At 68.5% G+C, this 16,217-nt stretch carries 12 protein-coding genes and 1 tRNA gene; 2 read left to right on the top strand and 11 right to left on the bottom strand.

The window, feature by feature from the left end; genetic code table 11:
- Positions 1–28: 28 nt before the first annotated feature.
- Positions 29–2,668, bottom strand: coding sequence for a DNA polymerase I (polA, locus tag BLT19_RS12975; RefSeq protein ID WP_091490978.1), 2,640 nt, complete (start codon positions 2,666–2,668; stop codon positions 29–31).
- 44 nt (positions 2,669–2,712) lie between these two features.
- Between polA and BLT19_RS12970 the strand changes: the two genes are divergently transcribed.
- Positions 2,713–3,147, top strand: a complete 435-nt coding sequence (locus tag BLT19_RS12970) for a hotdog fold thioesterase (protein ID WP_091490975.1) — start codon at positions 2,713–2,715, stop codon at positions 3,145–3,147.
- Between the two features lie 25 nt (positions 3,148–3,172).
- Here the strand turns inward: BLT19_RS12970 and BLT19_RS12965 are convergent, their stop codons facing one another.
- The gene (locus BLT19_RS12965; protein WP_091490973.1) at positions 3,173–3,793 is read right to left on the bottom strand and encodes an ANTAR domain-containing response regulator; all 621 of its coding nucleotides are present in this window, start codon (positions 3,791–3,793) and stop codon (positions 3,173–3,175) included.
- Positions 3,794–3,910: 117 nt separating this feature from the next.
- Between BLT19_RS12965 and BLT19_RS12960 the strand changes: the two genes are divergently transcribed.
- A tRNA-Leu gene (locus BLT19_RS12960) sits at positions 3,911–3,993 on the top strand.
- Positions 3,994–4,050: 57 nt separating this feature from the next.
- Here BLT19_RS12960 and BLT19_RS12955 read toward each other — a convergent pair.
- The 9 genes from BLT19_RS12955 to BLT19_RS12915 all read right to left on the bottom strand — a co-directional run bounded on the left by BLT19_RS12955 (position 4,051) and on the right by BLT19_RS12915 (position 16,197).
- Complete coding sequence (locus tag BLT19_RS12955) at positions 4,051–4,437, bottom strand: PLDc N-terminal domain-containing protein (protein ID WP_091490970.1); 387 nt, start codon at positions 4,435–4,437, stop codon at positions 4,051–4,053.
- A gap of 10 nt (positions 4,438–4,447) precedes the next feature.
- Positions 4,448–5,896: a pyruvate kinase gene (pyk, locus tag BLT19_RS12950; protein WP_091490967.1), complete on the bottom strand. Its 1,449-nt coding sequence runs from the start codon at positions 5,894–5,896 to the stop codon at positions 4,448–4,450.
- A gap of 56 nt (positions 5,897–5,952) precedes the next feature.
- Positions 5,953–7,419: a glutamate synthase subunit beta gene (locus BLT19_RS12945; protein ID WP_091490965.1), complete on the bottom strand. Its 1,467-nt coding sequence runs from the start codon at positions 7,417–7,419 to the stop codon at positions 5,953–5,955.
- Complete coding sequence (gene gltB, locus BLT19_RS12940; protein ID WP_091490963.1) at positions 7,412–11,998, bottom strand: glutamate synthase large subunit; 4,587 nt, start codon at positions 11,996–11,998, stop codon at positions 7,412–7,414. The genes BLT19_RS12945 and gltB overlap by 8 nt, the downstream gene beginning before the upstream one ends.
- Before the next feature lie 85 nt (positions 11,999–12,083).
- Positions 12,084–13,067 carry a prolipoprotein diacylglyceryl transferase gene (gene lgt, locus BLT19_RS12935; RefSeq protein ID WP_091490961.1) on the bottom strand — a complete coding sequence of 328 codons (984 nt, stop codon included), beginning with the start codon at positions 13,065–13,067 and terminating at the stop codon, positions 12,084–12,086.
- Positions 13,068–13,077: 10 nt separating this feature from the next.
- Positions 13,078–13,890 (bottom strand): tryptophan synthase subunit alpha, encoded by an 813-nt coding sequence (gene trpA / locus BLT19_RS12930; RefSeq protein WP_091490959.1) that lies wholly within the window; start codon positions 13,888–13,890, stop codon positions 13,078–13,080.
- Positions 13,887–15,158: a tryptophan synthase subunit beta gene (gene trpB, locus BLT19_RS12925; protein WP_091490956.1), complete on the bottom strand. Its 1,272-nt coding sequence runs from the start codon at positions 15,156–15,158 to the stop codon at positions 13,887–13,889. Before trpB ends, trpA begins: the two co-directional genes overlap by 4 nt.
- Positions 15,155–15,964: an indole-3-glycerol phosphate synthase TrpC gene (trpC, locus tag BLT19_RS12920; RefSeq protein ID WP_091490953.1), complete on the bottom strand. Its 810-nt coding sequence runs from the start codon at positions 15,962–15,964 to the stop codon at positions 15,155–15,157. Before trpC ends, trpB begins: the two co-directional genes overlap by 4 nt.
- 2 nt (positions 15,965–15,966) lie before the next feature.
- Positions 15,967–16,197 carry a DUF6704 family protein gene (locus BLT19_RS12915; RefSeq protein ID WP_091490951.1) on the bottom strand — a complete coding sequence of 77 codons (231 nt, stop codon included), beginning with the start codon at positions 16,195–16,197 and terminating at the stop codon, positions 15,967–15,969.
- Positions 16,198–16,217: the final 20 nt, after the last annotated feature.

The raw sequence follows: 16,217 nt of genomic DNA, 5'->3' as shown, positions 1-16,217 counted from the left end.
GCACCGCGGCCCGCGACGGCCACCCGGCTCAGTGCGCTGCTTCGTCCCAATCGCCGCCGCGGCCGATCTGGACATCCAGCGGAACGGAGAGCGCCGCGGCATCCCCCATCCGCTCCCGGACGATGCGCTCGGCGGCGTCCCATTCGCCGTCGGCGACCTCCACGACGAGTTCGTCGTGGATCTGCATGAGCACGCGCGAATGCAGCTGCTCGGCCGCGAACTCGCGATGGATCCGGAACAGCGCGATCTTCATGATGTCGGCCGCGCTGCCCTGGATGGGCGCGTTGAGCGCGGCGCGCTCCGCATTCTCGCGGAGCACCCGATTCGGGCTCGTGAGGTCCGGGAACGGGCGCCGCCGTCCGAAGATCGTCGCGGTGTATCCGTCGATCCGCGCCTGCTCGACGGAGGACCGCAGGTAGTCGCGCACCGCCCCGAACCTGTTGAAGTACTCCATCATCAGCTGCTTTGCCTCGGCCTGCTCGATCCGCAGCTGCTTGGAGAGGCCGAACGCGGAAAGACCGTAGACCAGGCCGTAGGACATCGCCTTCACCTTCGTGCGCATCGCGTTGGTGACGTCGGCGGGGTCGACGCCGAACACACGCGCTCCGACGAAGCGGTGCAGGTCCTCCCCCGAGTTGAACGCCTCGATCAGCCCCGGATCCTCGGACAGGTGCGCCATGATGCGCATCTCGATCTGCGAGTAGTCGGCCGTCAGCAGCGTGTCGTAACCGGCCCCGACCTCGAAGGCCGCGCGGATGCGACGGCTCTCCTGCGTGCGCACCGGGATGTTCTGCAGGTTGGGATCGGTGCTGGAGAGGCGGCCGGTCTGGCTGCCGGTCTGCACGTAGGTGGTGTGCACGCGCTCGTCCGCGTCGATCGCGGTGTCGAGGGATTCGATGATCTGCCGCAGCTTGGTGGCCTCGCGATGCTGGAGCAGCTGGTCCAGGAACGGGTGCGGCGCCTGCTCCTGCAGATCGGCCAGCACCGCGGCATCCGTGGAGTATCCAGTCTTGGTCTTGCGGGTCTTCGGAAGCTGCAGCTCCTCGAACAGCACCTCCTGCAGCTGCTTCGGGGATCCGAGGTTGACCTCACGGCCGATCGTCGCGTACGCCTCCTGCGCGATGCCGTCGGCACGCTCGGCCAGCTCGACGGAGAACGCCGAGAGCTTGGCGTGCGAGACCGTGACACCCGCGAGCTCCATCTCGGCGAGGGTGACCAGCGTGGGCAGTTCAATGTCGAGCAGGACCGCGGAGACGGCCGGCTCCATCTCGCCGCGGAGCGCCTCGGTGACCCGCAGCGTGTACCAGGAGAGCTGGCCGGGAGTCGCACCCTCGGTCTCCGGGACGAGCTGGGTCGGATCGGCCTCGGGCAGCTTCTCATCCAGGAAGCGGTCGACGAGGTCGGCGAGCGTCTTGTCCGGAAAGCTCGGGCGCAGCAGCCATCCGGCGACGATCGTGTCGAACGCGAGACCGCCGACCGTCGCCCCCGCGCGTGCAAGGGCTTTGAGCTGGGGCTTGGCATCGCTGAAGATCTTGGGCGCATCGCCGGACAGCCATGGCTGGATGGATGCTGCGGTCTCCGCGCTCCAGTCCGATTCCACAGCCGCGGCCGCAGTGGCCAGTCCGATCCGACGAGGCAGACCGCCCTCGATCGTGATGGTCACCCCGACTTCACCGGACGACCTCTCCAGCCACGACGCCAGGTCGGCGGGCGCGAGTTCGGCGGCGACGGGCGCGTCGACGGCGGCGGCGGAGGCGACGGCCGCCATCTGCTGCTCGATGCCGGCCAGTTCCGCCACACGCGGGATGAGGGTCTTGAACTCGAGGCGCGAGAAGATGTCGCGGACGCCCTGGGCGTCCATCGGCTGGACCTCCAGATCGTCGATCGTCAGGGGCAGCTCCACGTCGCGCAGCAGCCGGTTCAGGGTCCGGTTGCGCCGCACGTCGTCGAGGTGCTCCCGCAGGTTGTTGCCGACGACGCCGGTCACCTTGTCGGCGTTCTCCAGCAGAGCGTCCAGGGATCCGAACTGCGTGATCCACTTCACCGCGGTCTTCTCGCCGACCTTCGGCACCCCGGGCAGGTTGTCGCTGGTCTCGCCGACGAGCGCGGCGATGTCGGGGTACTGCTCCGGCGGCACCCCGTAGCGGTCGATCACCGCCTGGCGGTCGTAGCGCTTCAGCTGGGAGACGCCCTGCACATTCGGATACAGCAGTGTGATGTCCTCGTTCACGAGCTGGATCGTGTCGCGGTCGCCCGAGCAGACCAGGACGTCGAACCCCTGCTCGGCCCCCTGGGTGGCAAGGGTCGCGAGGATGTCGTCGGCCTCGAAGTCCTCCTTCTGCAGGACCTGGATGCTCATGGCGGCGAGGCAGTCCTGCAGGAGCGGGATCTGGCCCTTGAACTCGGAGGGTGACTCGGACCGATTCGCCTTGTACTCGGTGTACTCGCGGGTGCGGAATGACTGGCGGGAGGTGTCGAACGCGACGGCGAGGTGCGTCGGCTTCTCGGCCTTGATGAGGTTGATGAGCATCGAGAGGAACCCGTAGATGCCGTTCGTGTGCTGCCCGTCCTTCGTGGAGAAGTTGTCGACGGGGAGGGCGAAGAACGCACGGTACGCGAGCGAATGGCCGTCGACGACGAGGAGGGTAGGCTTTGCGGAGTCCGTCACCCTGCCACTTTAGTCAGGCCTTCCGACAGCCGAGAGCGAGTCCGATGAGCGCGTCCTCCCCCGCCGAGATCAACGGATTGGACTGGGCCAGCGCTCGTGGAATGGGCGCCCTCGCCGAGAAGATGGGGATGCAGTTCCTCGAATTCTCGGTGCAACGCTGCGTCGCCACTCTTCCGGTGGAGGGGAACACACAGCCGGTGGGTCTGATGCACGGCGGCGCGTACGTCGTCCTCGGCGAGTCGCTCGGATCGATGGCCGCGAACCTGCATGCGGGCCCTGGGCGCCTCGCGGTCGGCGTCGACATCAATGCCACCCACACCCGGTCGGCCACATCCGGGATCGTCACCGGTGTGTGCACTCCGGTGCACCTCGGTCGCAGCATGACCGTGCACGAGATCGCGGTATCCGACGATCAGGGCAGACGGCTCTCCACCATCCGGATCACCAACATGATCAAGGATGTCCCCGCCGCGTCGTGACGCGAGGGACGCGGGTCGGACCGTGTCAGGACTTCTTGGGCGCCAGCTGCTCGATGATCGCCTTGGCGACGTCCTGCATCGTGAGGCGACGGTCCATCGATGCCTTCTGGATCCAGCGGAAGGCTTCGGGCTCGCTGAGCCCCATCTTCTCGTTGAGCAGGCCCTTGGCCCGATCGACGAGCTTGCGGGTCTCGAATCGCTCGACCATGTCGGCGACCTCGGCCTCGAGCGTGATGATCTGCTCGTAGCGCGCGAGGGCGATCTCGATCGCCGGCAGCAGGTCGTTCGGGGTGAAGGGCTTGACGACGTACGCGAGCGCGCCCGCCTCGCTCGCGCGCTCCACGAGCTCCTTCTGGCTGAATGCGGTGAGCAGGACGACCGGGGCGATGTGGTTCTTGCTCAGCTTCTCGGCCGCGGAGATGCCGTCGAGCTGGGGCATCTTGACGTCCATGATGACCAGGTCGGGGCGGAGATCGGTCGCCAACTGGACAGCGGTCTCACCGTCACCCGCCTCGCCGACGACATCGAAGCCGTTGTCGCGCAGGATCTCGACGATGTCGAGTCGGATCAGCGACTCGTCCTCGGCGACGACCACGCGTCGGGGTGTTGTCGCCGGGACACCGGCCGCCTGCTCTTGCTCAGTCACCCTTGAATCCTACGGGATCGCCGGCGCTTCGCCCGCAGTCGGCCGGATCGGTGGATAGCCGCGCGGTCGCAGGAGGACCGCTTGATCCTGCGGTATGGTCGTTCGCGGACGTGCCGGGCCGGTGTGGCGGAATGGCAGACGCGGAGCACTCAAAATGCTTTGTCCGAAAGGGCGTGTGGGTTCGAGTCCCACCACCGGCACCTGCGAAGGGCCGTCCCGCCAGGGGCGGCCCTTCCTCATGTCGCCGGCTCGCTCGTCTACGCGCCGAAGTACTGGTTTCCGAGCGCCTTGCTCTTGAGCGCGTCGAACTCCCCCTGGCTGATGGTCCCGGCATCCAACAGCTCCTTGGCGCGGGCGATGTCCTCGGAGGGGCTGGCCGACGCGGCGGGGTGGTAGTCGTCGGCCTCGGCGACGATGCCCCGGCGGGAGGAGGCACGCTCGGCCATTCCCTTATGACGGGCGATCACGTAGACGATCGCCGTCAGGAACGGCACGAAGACCAGGAAGATCACCCACACGGCCTTCAGCCAGCCGCTCAGCTGATGGTCGCGGAACAGGTCGCTGATGATCAGCACCACGACGAAGATGTACGCCGTGAAGGAGAAGATCCACAGCAGGAACCAGAAGAAGTCGGCGAAGCCCATAGGGCTCAACCTACTCGCGCGACTGGTAGATCGGTGCCTTGCCGTGCACCGCGTCGCCGATCTTGTGGATGCGGATGTCATTGGTGGATCCGATGATCCCAGGAGGGGACCCGGAGATGACCACGACCTTGTCGCCGACCTTGGCCAGATCGTTCGCGAGGAAGAAGTCGTCGACCTGGATGAACATGCGGTCCGTGTGGGCGACGTGCTCGACGAGCGTGGACTGCACTCCCCAGGTCAGCGCCATCCGGCGGCGGATCGCCGGCTCGGGCGTGAAGCCGATCATGGGGATGCGCGGACGCAGTCGGGACATGCGGCGCGCGGTGTCACCGGACTCGGTGAAGATGCAGAGGAACTTCGCGTCGACGAACTCCGCGACCTCGAGCGCGGCGAGGGTGATCGCGCCACCCTGCGTGCGGGGTTTGGTGGTCAGCGGCTGGATGCGCTCCAGGCCGTGCTCCTCGGTCGAATCGACGATGCGGGCCATGGTCTCCACGACGACGACCGGGTACTTTCCGACGCTCGTCTCGCCCGAGAGCATCACCGCGTCCGCCCCGTCGAGGACGGCGTTGGCGACGTCGCTGGTCTCGGCGCGGGTCGGAACGGGGTTCTCGATCATGGACTCGAGCATCTGCGTGGCGACGATGACCGGCTTTGCCATGCGGCGGCACAGCTCGACGGCGCGCTTCTGGACGATCGGCACGGCCTCCAGCGGCAGTTCGACGCCGAGGTCGCCGCGCGCGACCATGATGCCGTCGAACGCGTCGATGATCTCCTCGAGATTCTCGACCGCCTGCGGCTTCTCGATCTTCGCGATGACCGGGACGCGGCGGCCTTCCTCGGCCATGATCACGTGCACGCGCTGCACGTCCTTCGCGCTGCGCACGAACGAGAGCGCGATGATGTCTGCGCCGATCTGCAGGCCCCAGCGGAGGTCGGCCTCGTCCTTCTCGGACAGGGCAGGGACGTTCACGGCCACGCCGGGGAGGTTGATGCCCTTGTTGTTGGAGACGGCGCCGGCCACGATGACCTTCGTGGTGACGACGTTGCCGGAGACCTCGGTGACCTGCACGCGGACCTTGCCGTCGTCGATCAGGAGGTAGTCGCCGGGGTTCACGTCCGCGGGCAGCCCCTTGAACGTCGTGGAGACGATCTCCTTCGTGCCCTGGATGTCATCGGTGGTGATCTTGAAGATGTCGTCGACCGCGAGCTCGTGCGGTCCGTCGGCGAACTTGCCCAGCCGGATCTTCGGACCCTGGAGGTCGACCAGGACGGCCACGGGACGACCGGCGTCGTCGGCTGCCTTGCGCACATTCGCGAAATTGGCCTCGTGCACGCTGTAATCGCCGTGGCTGAGGTTCATGCGGGCGACATCGACACCCGCATCGATGATCGCGCGGACCATCTCGTAGGAGGAAGTTGCGGGGCCCAGCGTGGCAACGATTTTGGCGCGTCTCATCCGTGTGTACTCCGGGTTGATGGGGGGTGTTCGGCTGGCAGAGAGCCGGGGCAAGCCTACGCGGGCAACAGCCCGATCGCGACATCGGAGGGACGCACCGGCGCAGGCAGTGCGGTCTCGCCCATGAGGTATTCGTCGACCTTCGCGGCCGCCGCACGGCCCTCGGCGATGGCCCAGACGATGAGGGACTGGCCGCGTCCGGCGTCGCCGGCCACGAACACCCCCTGAGCGGTGGACTGGTAGTCCTCTTCGCGCTCGACGTTGCCACGACCGGTGAACTGCGCCCCCAGCTGCTCCTCCAGGAGCGTCCGCTCGGGTCCCGTGAAGCCCATGGCGATCAGCACCAGGTCGGCGGGGATCTCGCGTTCGGTGCCGCTTCTGGGCACGCGCCGGCCGTCGAGGAACTCGGTCTCGGCCACCCGCAGTGCACGAACCTCTCCCCCGCCGTTCCCCAGGAATTCGACCGTGGAGGCGAGGTAGGAGCGCTCTCCGCCCTCTTCGTGGGCGGAGGCGATCTCGAACACCGTCGGCGACATCGGCCACGGCTGGTGCTCGGGGCGCTCGCCCGGAGGCTGCTTGCCGATCGCGAGGTTGGTCACGCTCAAGGCGCCCTGGCGGTGCGCGGTGCCGATGCAGTCGGCGCCGGTGTCACCGCCTCCGATGACGACGACGTGCTTGCCCTCGGCGGTGATCTGATTGGGCACCGCGTCGCCGGCTGTCGCCTTGTTGGATTCGACCAGGTACTCCATCGCGAAGTGGACGCCGTCCAGATCACGACCGGGGATCGGCAGCTCGCGCGGGACGGTCGCTCCGGTGGCGACGACCACGGCGTCATAGCGCGCCCGCAGGTCGCTCCACGTGATGTCCTTGCCGATCTCGACGCCGGCGCGGAAGCGCGTGCCTTCATCCTGCATCTGACGGAGCCGGTACTCGATGTGGCGCTTCTCCATCTTGAAATCGGGGATGCCGTAGCGCAGAAGCCCGCCGATGCGGTCATCCCGCTCGTACACGGCGACGGTGTGGCCGGCGCGGGTGAGCTGCTGTGCGGCGGCGAGGCCTGCGGGACCGGACCCGACGACGGCGACGGTCTTACCGGTCAGGCGCCCCGGCGGCTCAGGTTCGACCCAGCCGTTGCCGAAAGCCTCGTCGATGATCGAGACCTCGATCTGCTTGATCGTGACAGCCGGCTGGTTGATCCCCAGGACGCACGAGCTCTCGCACGGCGCTGGGCACAGCCGCCCGGTGAACTCCGGGAAGTTGTTGGTCGCGTGCAGTCTCTCGATGGCCGAGCGGCCCTCGCCGCGCCAGGTGAGGTCGTTCCACTCCGGGATGAGGTTGCCCAGCGGGCAGCCTTTGTGGCAGAACGGGATGCCGCAGTCCATGCAGCGGCCCGCCTGCCGGCGGAGCACGGCGGTGTCGCCGGGCTCGTAGACCTCTTTCCAGTCCATGATCCGGACCGGGACGGGGCGACGAGCCGGCAGCTCGCGCTCCGTCACCTTCAGGAAGCCCTTCGGGTCAGCCACCGGTCACCTCCAGGATGCGGGTCCAGACGACATCGCCGTCGGGGTCCAGGCCGTCCGCGACCGCCTCCTGGCGGGTCAGCAGGACGGCGGCGTAGTCGCGCGGCATGACCCGCACGAAGTTGTCCAGTTCGTCGTCGAAGTGCTTCAGAAGGGATGCCGCGAGCGTGGATCCGGTCTGCTCCCGGTGCTCGGTGAGCAGATCGCGCAGCATCTCGGCATCGCCGGCGCCGAGGGCACCGAGTTCCAGTTCGCCCGAGGCGAGGGCTTCACGGTTGACCAGCGCGTGATCCAGCTTGTAGATGTAGGCGCTGCCGCCGGACATGCCGGCGCCGAGGTTGCGTCCGGTGGCGCCGAGGATGACGGCGAGGCCGCCGGTCATGTACTCCAGCGCGTGATCTCCCACACCTTCCACGACCGCGGTGGCACCCGAGTTGCGCACGAAGAACCGCTCCCCCACCACCCCGCGCAGGAACATCGTGCCCTGCGTCGCGCCGTAGCCGATGACGTTCCCGGCGATCACGTTCTGCGACGCGTCGAAGGAGGCGTCGCGCGGCGGCCGGATCACGATCTGACCTCCGGAGAGCCCCTTGCCGACGTAGTCGTTCGAATCGCCCTCGAGGCGCAGCGTGATGCCGGCGGGCACGAAGGCACCGAAGGACTGGCCGGCCGAGCCGGTCAGGTTGATCACGACCGATCCGGACGGGAGGCCGTTCTCGCCGCGGGCGAGCGTGACGTGGTGCCCGAGCATCGTGCCGACCGCGCGCTCGGTGTTGCGGATCGGCAGGTCGAAGCTGATCGACCCGCCGTGCGCGATGACGTCGCGAGCGGCCTCGATGATCGGCACGTCGAAGTGGTGCTCCAGTTCGTGCTCCTGCGGGCGCATGTTGCGTCGCGCCTCGTCCTCGGCGAACACGGGCCCTTCCAGGATCGGCGCGAGGTCGAGTCCCGAGGCCTTCCAGTGGTCGACCGCGCCGTTGATGTCGAGGAATTCGGCACGGCCGATCGCCTCGTCCAACGAGCGGAATCCGAGTTCGGCGAGGTACTCGCGCACCTCTTCGGCGATGAACTCCATGAAGTTGACGACGAACTCTGGCTTGCCCGCGAAGCGCTCACGCAACGCCGGGTTCTGCGTCGCGACGCCCACCGGGCAGGTGTCGAGGTGGCACACCCGCATCATGATGCAGCCCGAGACGACCAGCGGCGCGGTCGCGAAGCCGAACTCCTCGGCGCCCAGCAGCGCGCCGATGACCACGTCGCGCCCGGTCTTGAGCTGGCCGTCGACCTGCACGACCACCCGGTCGCGCATGCCGTTGAGCATGAGGGTCTGCTGCGTCTCGGCCAGGCCCAGCTCCCACGGGGTGCCGGCGTGCTTGAGCGAGTTGAGCGGGCTCGCGCCGGTGCCGCCGTCGTGGCCGGAGACCAGGATGACGTCGGCCAGGGCCTTCGCCGTGCCCGCGGCGACCGCGCCGATGCCTGACTGGCTCACGAGCTTGGCGTGCACCCGGGCACTCGGGTTGGCGCGCTTGAGGTCGAAGATGAGCTGCTTGAGGTCTTCGATCGAGTAGATGTCGTGGTGCGGCGGCGGCGAGATGAGACCGACACCGGCCGTGGCGTGGCGCGTGCGCGCGATCCACGGATACACCTTCGTCTTCATCAGCTGGCCGCCCTCGCCGGGCTTGGCGCCCTGGGCGAGCTTGATCTGGATGTCGTCGGCCTGCGTCAGGTACAGGCTCGTGACGCCGAAGCGGCCCGAGGCGACCTGCTTGATCGCGCTGCGCCGCTCGGGGTCGAGGAGCCGGTCGACGTCCTCGCCGCCCTCGCCGGTGTTGGACTTGCCGCCGATGCGGTTCATCGCGATCGCCAGTGTCTCGTGCGCCTCCTTGGAGATGGAGCCGTAGCTCATCGCCCCCGTGGAGAACCGCTTGACGATCGATGCCACCGATTCGACTTCGTCGAGGGGCACGGGCTTGCGCAGGCCCGCGCGCAGACCGAACAGCCCGCGCAGCGTCTTCAGCTCGGCGGCCTGGTCGTCCACGAGCTTCGTGTACTCGCGGAAGATGTCGTAGCGGCGCGTGCGCGTGGCGTGCTGGAGCCGGAACACGGTGTCGGGATTGAACAGGTGCGGGGAGCCGTCCCGCCGCCACTGGTACTCGCCGCCGGTCCACAGGCGCTCGTGGGCGCGGGCTGCGGCATCCTCCGGATACGCGTACTCGTGCCGGGCGGCGTTCTCGGCGGTGATGACATCGATGCCGATGCCGCCGAGCTTGGTCTCGGTACCGGTGAAGTAGGCATCGACGAACGACTGCGAGAGGCCGATCGCCTCGAACACCTGCGCCCCGGCGTACGAGGACACCGTCGAGATGCCCATCTTCGACATGATCTTCAGCACGCCCTTGCCGAGCGCGTAGATCAGGTTCTTGACGGCCTTCTGCGGCGTGATGCCAGTGATGTACCCGGCGCGGACGAGGTACTCGACGGTCTCCATCGCCAGGTACGGGTTGACCGCCGACGCGCCGTAGCCGATCAGCGTCGCGACGTGGTGCACTTCGCGGACGTCGCCCGCCTCGACGACCAGACCGACCTTCATGCGGGTTTCCCGCCGGATGAGGTGGTGGTGCACGGCGGCCAACATCAGCAGCGACGGGATGGGAGCGAGGTCCTTGTTGGAGTCGCGGTCGCTGAGCACGATGAACTCGGCGCCGTCCTCGATCGCCTCGTCCACCTCGGTGCACATCTGGGCGATGCGCTTCTGCATGCCCTTGTGGCCCGCTTCGACCCGGTACAGGCCGCGGATCGTCACCGATGAGCGCCCTGGAAGGGCGGTGTCGATGTGCTGGATCTTGGCGAGCTCGTCGTTGTCGATGACCGGGAAGTCCAGCGTGACCGTGCGCGTGTGGTCGATGCCGGTCGACAGGAGGTTGCGCTCCGGCCCGAGCCCGAGCGCGAGCGAGGTGACGACCTCCTCGCGGATGGAATCCAGCGGCGGGTTGGTCACCTGCGCGAACTGCTGGGTGAAGTAGTCGAACAGCAGTCGTGGTCGGTCGCTGAGGACCGCGACGGGCGTGTCACTGCCCATGGCACCCAGCGGCTCGGCGCCGTTCTGGCCCATCGGGGTCAGCAGGATGCGCACTTCCTCCTCGGTGTACCCGAAGGTGCGCTGGCGGCGGGTGATCGACGCGATGGGATGGACGATGTGCTCGCGTTCGGGGAGATCCGCGAGGCGCACGCGCCCGGCATCCAGCCATTCCTGCCACGGCTCCATGCCGGCCAGGGATGCCTTGATCTCCTCGTCCTCGACGATGCGACGCTCCGCGGTGTCGACCAGGAACATCCGACCGGGCCGGAGGCGGCCGCGGCGCTTGATGCGCTCGGGCGCGAAGTCCAGCACGCCGGTCTCACTGCCGATGACCACGAGGCCGTCGGTGGTCTCCGTCCACCGGCCGGGGCGCAGCCCGTTGCGGTCGAGGGTGGCCCCGACGAGCGTGCCATCGGTGAAGATCAGGGCGGCCGGACCGTCCCAGGGCTCCATCTGGATGGAGTGGTAGTCGTAGAAGGCGCGGAGGTCCGGCGCGATGTCGGCCTGCTTCTCGTAGGCCTCCGGGACCATCATCATGATCGCGTGGGGCAGGCTCCGGCCGGTGAGCGTGAGCAGCTCCAGCACCTCGTCGAAGGAAGCCGAGTCGCTGGCGCCTTCGGTGCAGATCGGCAGCAGCGGCCGGATGTCGCCGAGCAGCTCGGACTCCAGCTGCGACTGGCGCGCGCGCATCCAGTTGCGGTTGCCGTTGACGGTGTTGATCTCGCCGTTGTGCGCGAGCATCCGAAGGGGCTGCGCCAGCGGCCAGGACGGGAACGTGTTCGTCGAGTATCGCGAGTGCACGACTGCCAGTTCGGAGGCGAAGCGCTCGTCCTGCAGATCGGGGTAGAACGGCTCGAGCTGGAGGGTGGTGACCATCCCCTTGTAGCCGAGCGTGCGCGAGGACAGGGAGACGACGTACGCGTCCAGCTCGGTGCGCGCGCGCTTGCGCAACCGGTAGACGCGGCGGTCCAGTGCGATGCCGGACAGCGCAGGCGCGTCTCCGACGGCGGGCCGCGACACGAAGACCTGCTCGAAGACGGGCCGTGCGTTGAACGCGAGCTTTCCGAGATGCTCGTCGACGGTGGGGACCTCACGCCATCCCAGGACGACGAGGTTCTCACTCGCGGCGATCTCGGCGATCCCCGCCTTCTGCGCGGCGCGCTGCTCGTCGTCGCGGGGCAGGAAGACCATGCCGGCGGCGTACTCCCCGACCGGCGGCAGATCGAACTCGACGACGGCGCGCAGGAACGCATCGGGCATCTGCGTGAGGATGCCGGCGCCGTCGCCGGTGCCCGCATCGGAGCCGATCGCACCGCGGTGCTCGAGGTTTCGCAGCGCCGTCAGCGCCAGGTCGATGATGTCGTGCCCGGCCTCGCCGCGGAGTGTGGCGACCATCGCCAGGCCGCACGCGTCCTTCTCGAAGGCAGGGTTGTACATCCCCTGCTTCGGGGGAAGGGCGCCCGGCTCGTATCGGGGCCCGCTGCGGCGGGGGCTCGCTGCCATTCCAACCGTCCTCACTCTGATGCTCAAGATGGGACGACGTCGGCCCTGAAGTGCAGAAGTTCGCGCCTCCGCTCGGGGGCGGATGCTACTTCGTGGTGGCGACTGTGCTTGTGGCGGTGTCTTCGGCGACTTCGTCCGTCGGTGGTTCGCTGACGTCGACGTAGTCGTGCTCCTGCGATTGTACCGTGCCCTTCGGCGTCCACTCGCGGCCGGGCTGGTACGGCGACGGTTCGATCCCCGGGTGGCGGCGCTTCTGCACGAAGAAGATCACGAGTCCGAGCACGACGCCGAAGATCGCCGCCCAGACGTTGCTGCGCAGACCCAGGATCACTTCGCTCGGATCGATCCGGATCGACTCCCACACGATGCGGCCGGCGCTGTACCAGATGAGGTAGATGGCGAAGAGACGTCCCCACTGCAGCAGGAAGCGACGGCTGAGCCACAGCAGGACGATCACGCCCGCCGTGTTCCAGATCACTTCGTACAGGAACGTCGGGTGGAACAGCGTGTCCGGTGCCAGGCCCGGAGGGAACGCGGAGTTGTCGCTGTCGATCTCCAGACCCCACGGCAGATCGGTCGGCAGACCGAACAGCTCCTGGTTGAACCAGTTGCCGAACCGCCCCATCGCCTGAGCGAGGAGGAGTCCGGGTGCGAGGGCGTCGGCGAAGGTCCAGAAGCGGATGCCGGTCCATCGGCAGCCCAGGTAGGCGCCGATCGCCCCGCCGATGAGGGCGCCGTAGATGGCGATCCCGCCCTCCCAGATGCGGAAGATCGCCCAGATGTCGGTGCCCGGACCGAAGTAGAAGCCGGGGTGGGTGACCACGTGATAGATGCGCGCGCCGATGATGGCGAGCGGAACGGCGATCAGGGCGATGTCGATGACGACCCACGGCTCGGCACCGCGCCTGTTGAGGCGGTTGTTGGTCAGCAGCGTGGCGGCGATGATCCCGGCGATGATGCACAGCGCATAGAAGTGGATGCGCAGCGGCCCGATGTCGAAGTAGCTGACCGTCGGGCTGGGGATGCTGGCGAGCACGCCGTTCAGCGCGCTCGGAAGGGCGAACGTCATGCGTACGAGTCTAGGCGCGCGTGTGCGTGCCGTCGGACAGTGTCCGCGCGGTCTCTGCCAGTCCCTGCGGGCCACCGTCCCGCAGGGCGCGCACCAGCGCCGTGCCCACGATCGCGCCGTCGGCGTATTCGAGGACGCCCGCGACCTGGCCGGCCGTGGAGATCCCGATTCCCACGCACGCGCGGAGGTCCTCGGCGCCGGGGCGGGACCGCATGCGCTCGACGAGGCGGCGCGCCGCGGCATCCAGCTCCGTGCGCTCCCCGGTGATGCCCATCGTGGAGACCGTGTAGACGAAGCCCGTCGAGGCGCCGATGATCATGTCCAGGCGCTCGTCGGTCGAGGTCGGCGCCGCGAGGAAGACGCGGTCCAGGCCCGTGCGCTCGCTGGCCGCGATCCACTCGGTGGCCGAGTCGGGCGTGATGTCGGGAGTGATCAGACCCGCGCCCCCTGCAGCCAGCAGATCGTCGGCGAACCGGTCGACGCCGTACTGCAGTACCGGGTTCCAGTACGTCATCACCAGCACCGGCACCTCGACGCGCCGGGTGATCTCGCGGACGGCCGGGAAGATGTCGCGCAGGCGGAACCCGGCAGCCAGCGCCGTCTGCGTCGCCTCCTGGATCACGGTGCCGTCCATGACCGGATCCGAGTACGGGGGTCCGAGTTCGAGGATGTCGGCGCCGTTCTCGGCCAGTGCGACCGCCGCCTCGATGCTCGACTGCAGGTCGGGGAACCCGAGCGGCAGGTAGCCGACGAACGCACCGCGTCCGGCCGCCTTGGCGGCATCGATCGCCGCGGCGACCCGGGAGCCGGTCGGTGCGCTCACAGCTCGGTCCCCTCGCCCTTGGCCTCGTCGGCCGGTGCGGGCACGAGGACCGGGGATCCGTCGGCGACGGCTCCCTCGTCGTAGAGCTCGAAGTAGCGTGCCGCGGTGTCCATGTCCTTGTCGCCGCGCCCCGACAGGCACACCGCGAGGATCGCGTCGGGACCGAGCTCCCGGCCGATCCGCAGCGCGCCGGCCAGCGCGTGCGCGGATTCGATCGCGGGGATGATGCCCTCGGTGCGCGAGAGCAGACGCAACGCCTGCATCGCCTCGTCGTCGGTGGCCGGAATGTACTCGGCGCGGCCGATCGAGGCCAGCCAGGAGTGCTCCGGACCGACGCCCGGGTAGTCCAGACCGGCGGAGATCGAGTGCGATTCGATGGTCTGGCCGTCCTCGTCCTGCAGCACGTAGGTCTTGGCCCCGTGCAGCACGCCGGGTCGGCCGCGCTCGATGGATGCCGCGTGGCGCTCGGTGTCGACGCCGTCGCCGGCCGCCTCCACGCCGTACAGACGGACGCCCGCGTCGTCGAGGAAGGCGTCGAACATGCCGATCGCGTTCGAACCGCCGCCGACGCAGGCCAGGACCGCGTCGGGGAGTCGCCCCGCGACCTCCAGCAGCTGGGCGCGAGCCTCCTCGCCGATGATCTTCTGGAAGTCGCGCACCATGGCGGGGAACGGATGGGGACCCGCCGCCGTGCCGAAGATGTAGTTGGTGGTCTCGACGCTGGCCACCCAGTCGCGGTACGCCTCGTTGATGGCGTCCTTCAGGGTGCGGGAGCCGGTCGTGACCGGGATCACTTCGGCACCCAGCAGCCGCATCCGTGCGACGTTCAGGGCCTGGCGTTCGGTGTCGACCTCGCCCATGTAGATCGTGCAGTCCAGGCCGAACAGCGCCGCGGCCGTCGCCGTCGCGACGCCGTGCTGACCGGCCCCGGTCTCGGCGATGACGCGGGTCTTGCCCAGGCGCGTGGTCAGCAGCGCCTGGCCCAGCACGTTGTTGATCTTGTGCGACCCGGTGTGGTTGAGGTCTTCGCGTTTGAGGAAGACCCGCGCCCCCCCGGCGTGCTCGGCGAAACGAGGCACCTCGGTGATCGCGGACGGGCGTCCGGCGTACGAGTGCAGGAGCGCTGCGAGCTCGGACTGGAAGGCGGGGTCTGCGATCGCCTCCTCGTAGACGGCGGTGAGCTCGTCGATGGCGGCGATGAGCGATTCGGGCATGTACCGACCGCCGAATTCGCCGAAGTAGGGACCGGGCTGCTCGCGCAGGCTCATCTCGTCGTGCTCCCCTTGCTCGATGCAGGCATGGAACCGGCCTCCAGGAATGCGGTCAGGGTGGCGACCGGGTCGCCCGTGACCAGTGCTTCGCCGATCAGGACCACATCGGCCCCTGCGGCACGGTAGTGCGCGACGTCGGCGGGTTCCAGAACGGCCGACTCGGCGACCTTGACGACGCCGGCGGGGATGCGATCGGACAGCCGTCCGAACAGGTCCCGATCCAGCGCGAACGTCGAGAGGTCGCGGGCGTTCACCCCGATCAGGCGGGCGTCGATCCCCAGCGCACGATCGACCTCGGCCGCCGAGTGCGTCTCGACGAGCGGTGTCATCCCGAGCTCGCGCGTGAGGGTGTGCAGCCGGTCGAGCACGTCCTGTTCGAGCGCGGCGACGATGAGAAGGACGAGGTCCGCACCGGCGGCGCGCGCCTCGAGCACCTGGTACTCCGTCGCGATGAAGTCCTTGCGCAGCACCGGAACGCCGACCTCGGTGCGAACGGCCTCGAGATCGGCGAGGCTTCCCTTGAAACGCCGTCCCTCGGTGAGTACCGAGATCGCCGACGCGCCGCCCTGCTCGTACAGGCGCGCCTGCAGCGCCGGATCGGGGATGTCGGCCAGGTCACCGCGCGACGGGCTCGCGCGCTTCACTTCGGCGATGATCTTCACACGATCGGCGGGCGCGAGGGCGACCAGCGCATCGCGGGCGGCGGGTCGGACGAGCGCTGCCTTCTCGACAGCCGCCAGATCCCGTACCGCCTCGCGCGCCTGCGCATCCTCCACCGCGCCGGCCGTCAGGTCGGCGAGCATGCTCAATGCTCTTTCGGCGTGTACTTCGTGCCGTTGACGCCGTATCCCGCCCTGGACATGCCCCAGCCCACGAGCGCGCCGACCAGGACCAGTCCCGCGGAGGCCCACACCAGCCAGGGCACGTCGAACCAGTACGCGAGGGTGCCGATCGTGAACGCTGCCAGCATGATCACGACAGCAGTCCATGCGGCCGGGGAATGTCCGTGTCCGGGGTCGCCTGCGGTGTTGCTCATGAATTTCCTCCGGGATTGCG

This window comes from Microbacterium pygmaeum (assembly GCF_900100885.1).
In the GTDB taxonomy this organism is placed as follows: domain Bacteria; phylum Actinomycetota; class Actinomycetes; order Actinomycetales; family Microbacteriaceae; genus Microbacterium; species Microbacterium pygmaeum.
This window is presented reverse-complemented; position numbering and strand designations above follow the sequence as displayed.

What these genes read in the sequence shown, in the direction of transcription:
- BLT19_RS12970 (WP_091490975.1), top strand. Translation starts at nt 2,713, where the DNA reads ATGAGCGCGTCCTCCCCCGCCGAGATCAACGGATTGGACTGGGCCAGC.
- BLT19_RS12955 (WP_091490970.1), bottom strand. Translation starts at nt 4,437, where the DNA reads ATGGGCTTCGCCGACTTCTTCTGGTTCCTGCTGTGGATCTTCTCCTTC.
- pyk (WP_091490967.1), bottom strand. Translation starts at nt 5,896, where the DNA reads ATGAGACGCGCCAAAATCGTTGCCACGCTGGGCCCCGCAACTTCCTCC.
- gltB (WP_091490963.1), bottom strand. Translation starts at nt 11,998, where the DNA reads ATGGCAGCGAGCCCCCGCCGCAGCGGGCCCCGATACGAGCCGGGCGCC.
- lgt (WP_091490961.1), bottom strand. Translation starts at nt 13,067, where the DNA reads ATGACGTTCGCCCTTCCGAGCGCGCTGAACGGCGTGCTCGCCAGCATC.
- trpB (WP_091490956.1), bottom strand. Translation starts at nt 15,158, where the DNA reads ATGAGCCTGCGCGAGCAGCCCGGTCCCTACTTCGGCGAATTCGGCGGT.
- trpC (WP_091490953.1), bottom strand. Translation starts at nt 15,964, where the DNA reads ATGCTCGCCGACCTGACGGCCGGCGCGGTGGAGGATGCGCAGGCGCGC.
- BLT19_RS12915 (WP_091490951.1), bottom strand. Translation starts at nt 16,197, where the DNA reads ATGAGCAACACCGCAGGCGACCCCGGACACGGACATTCCCCGGCCGCA.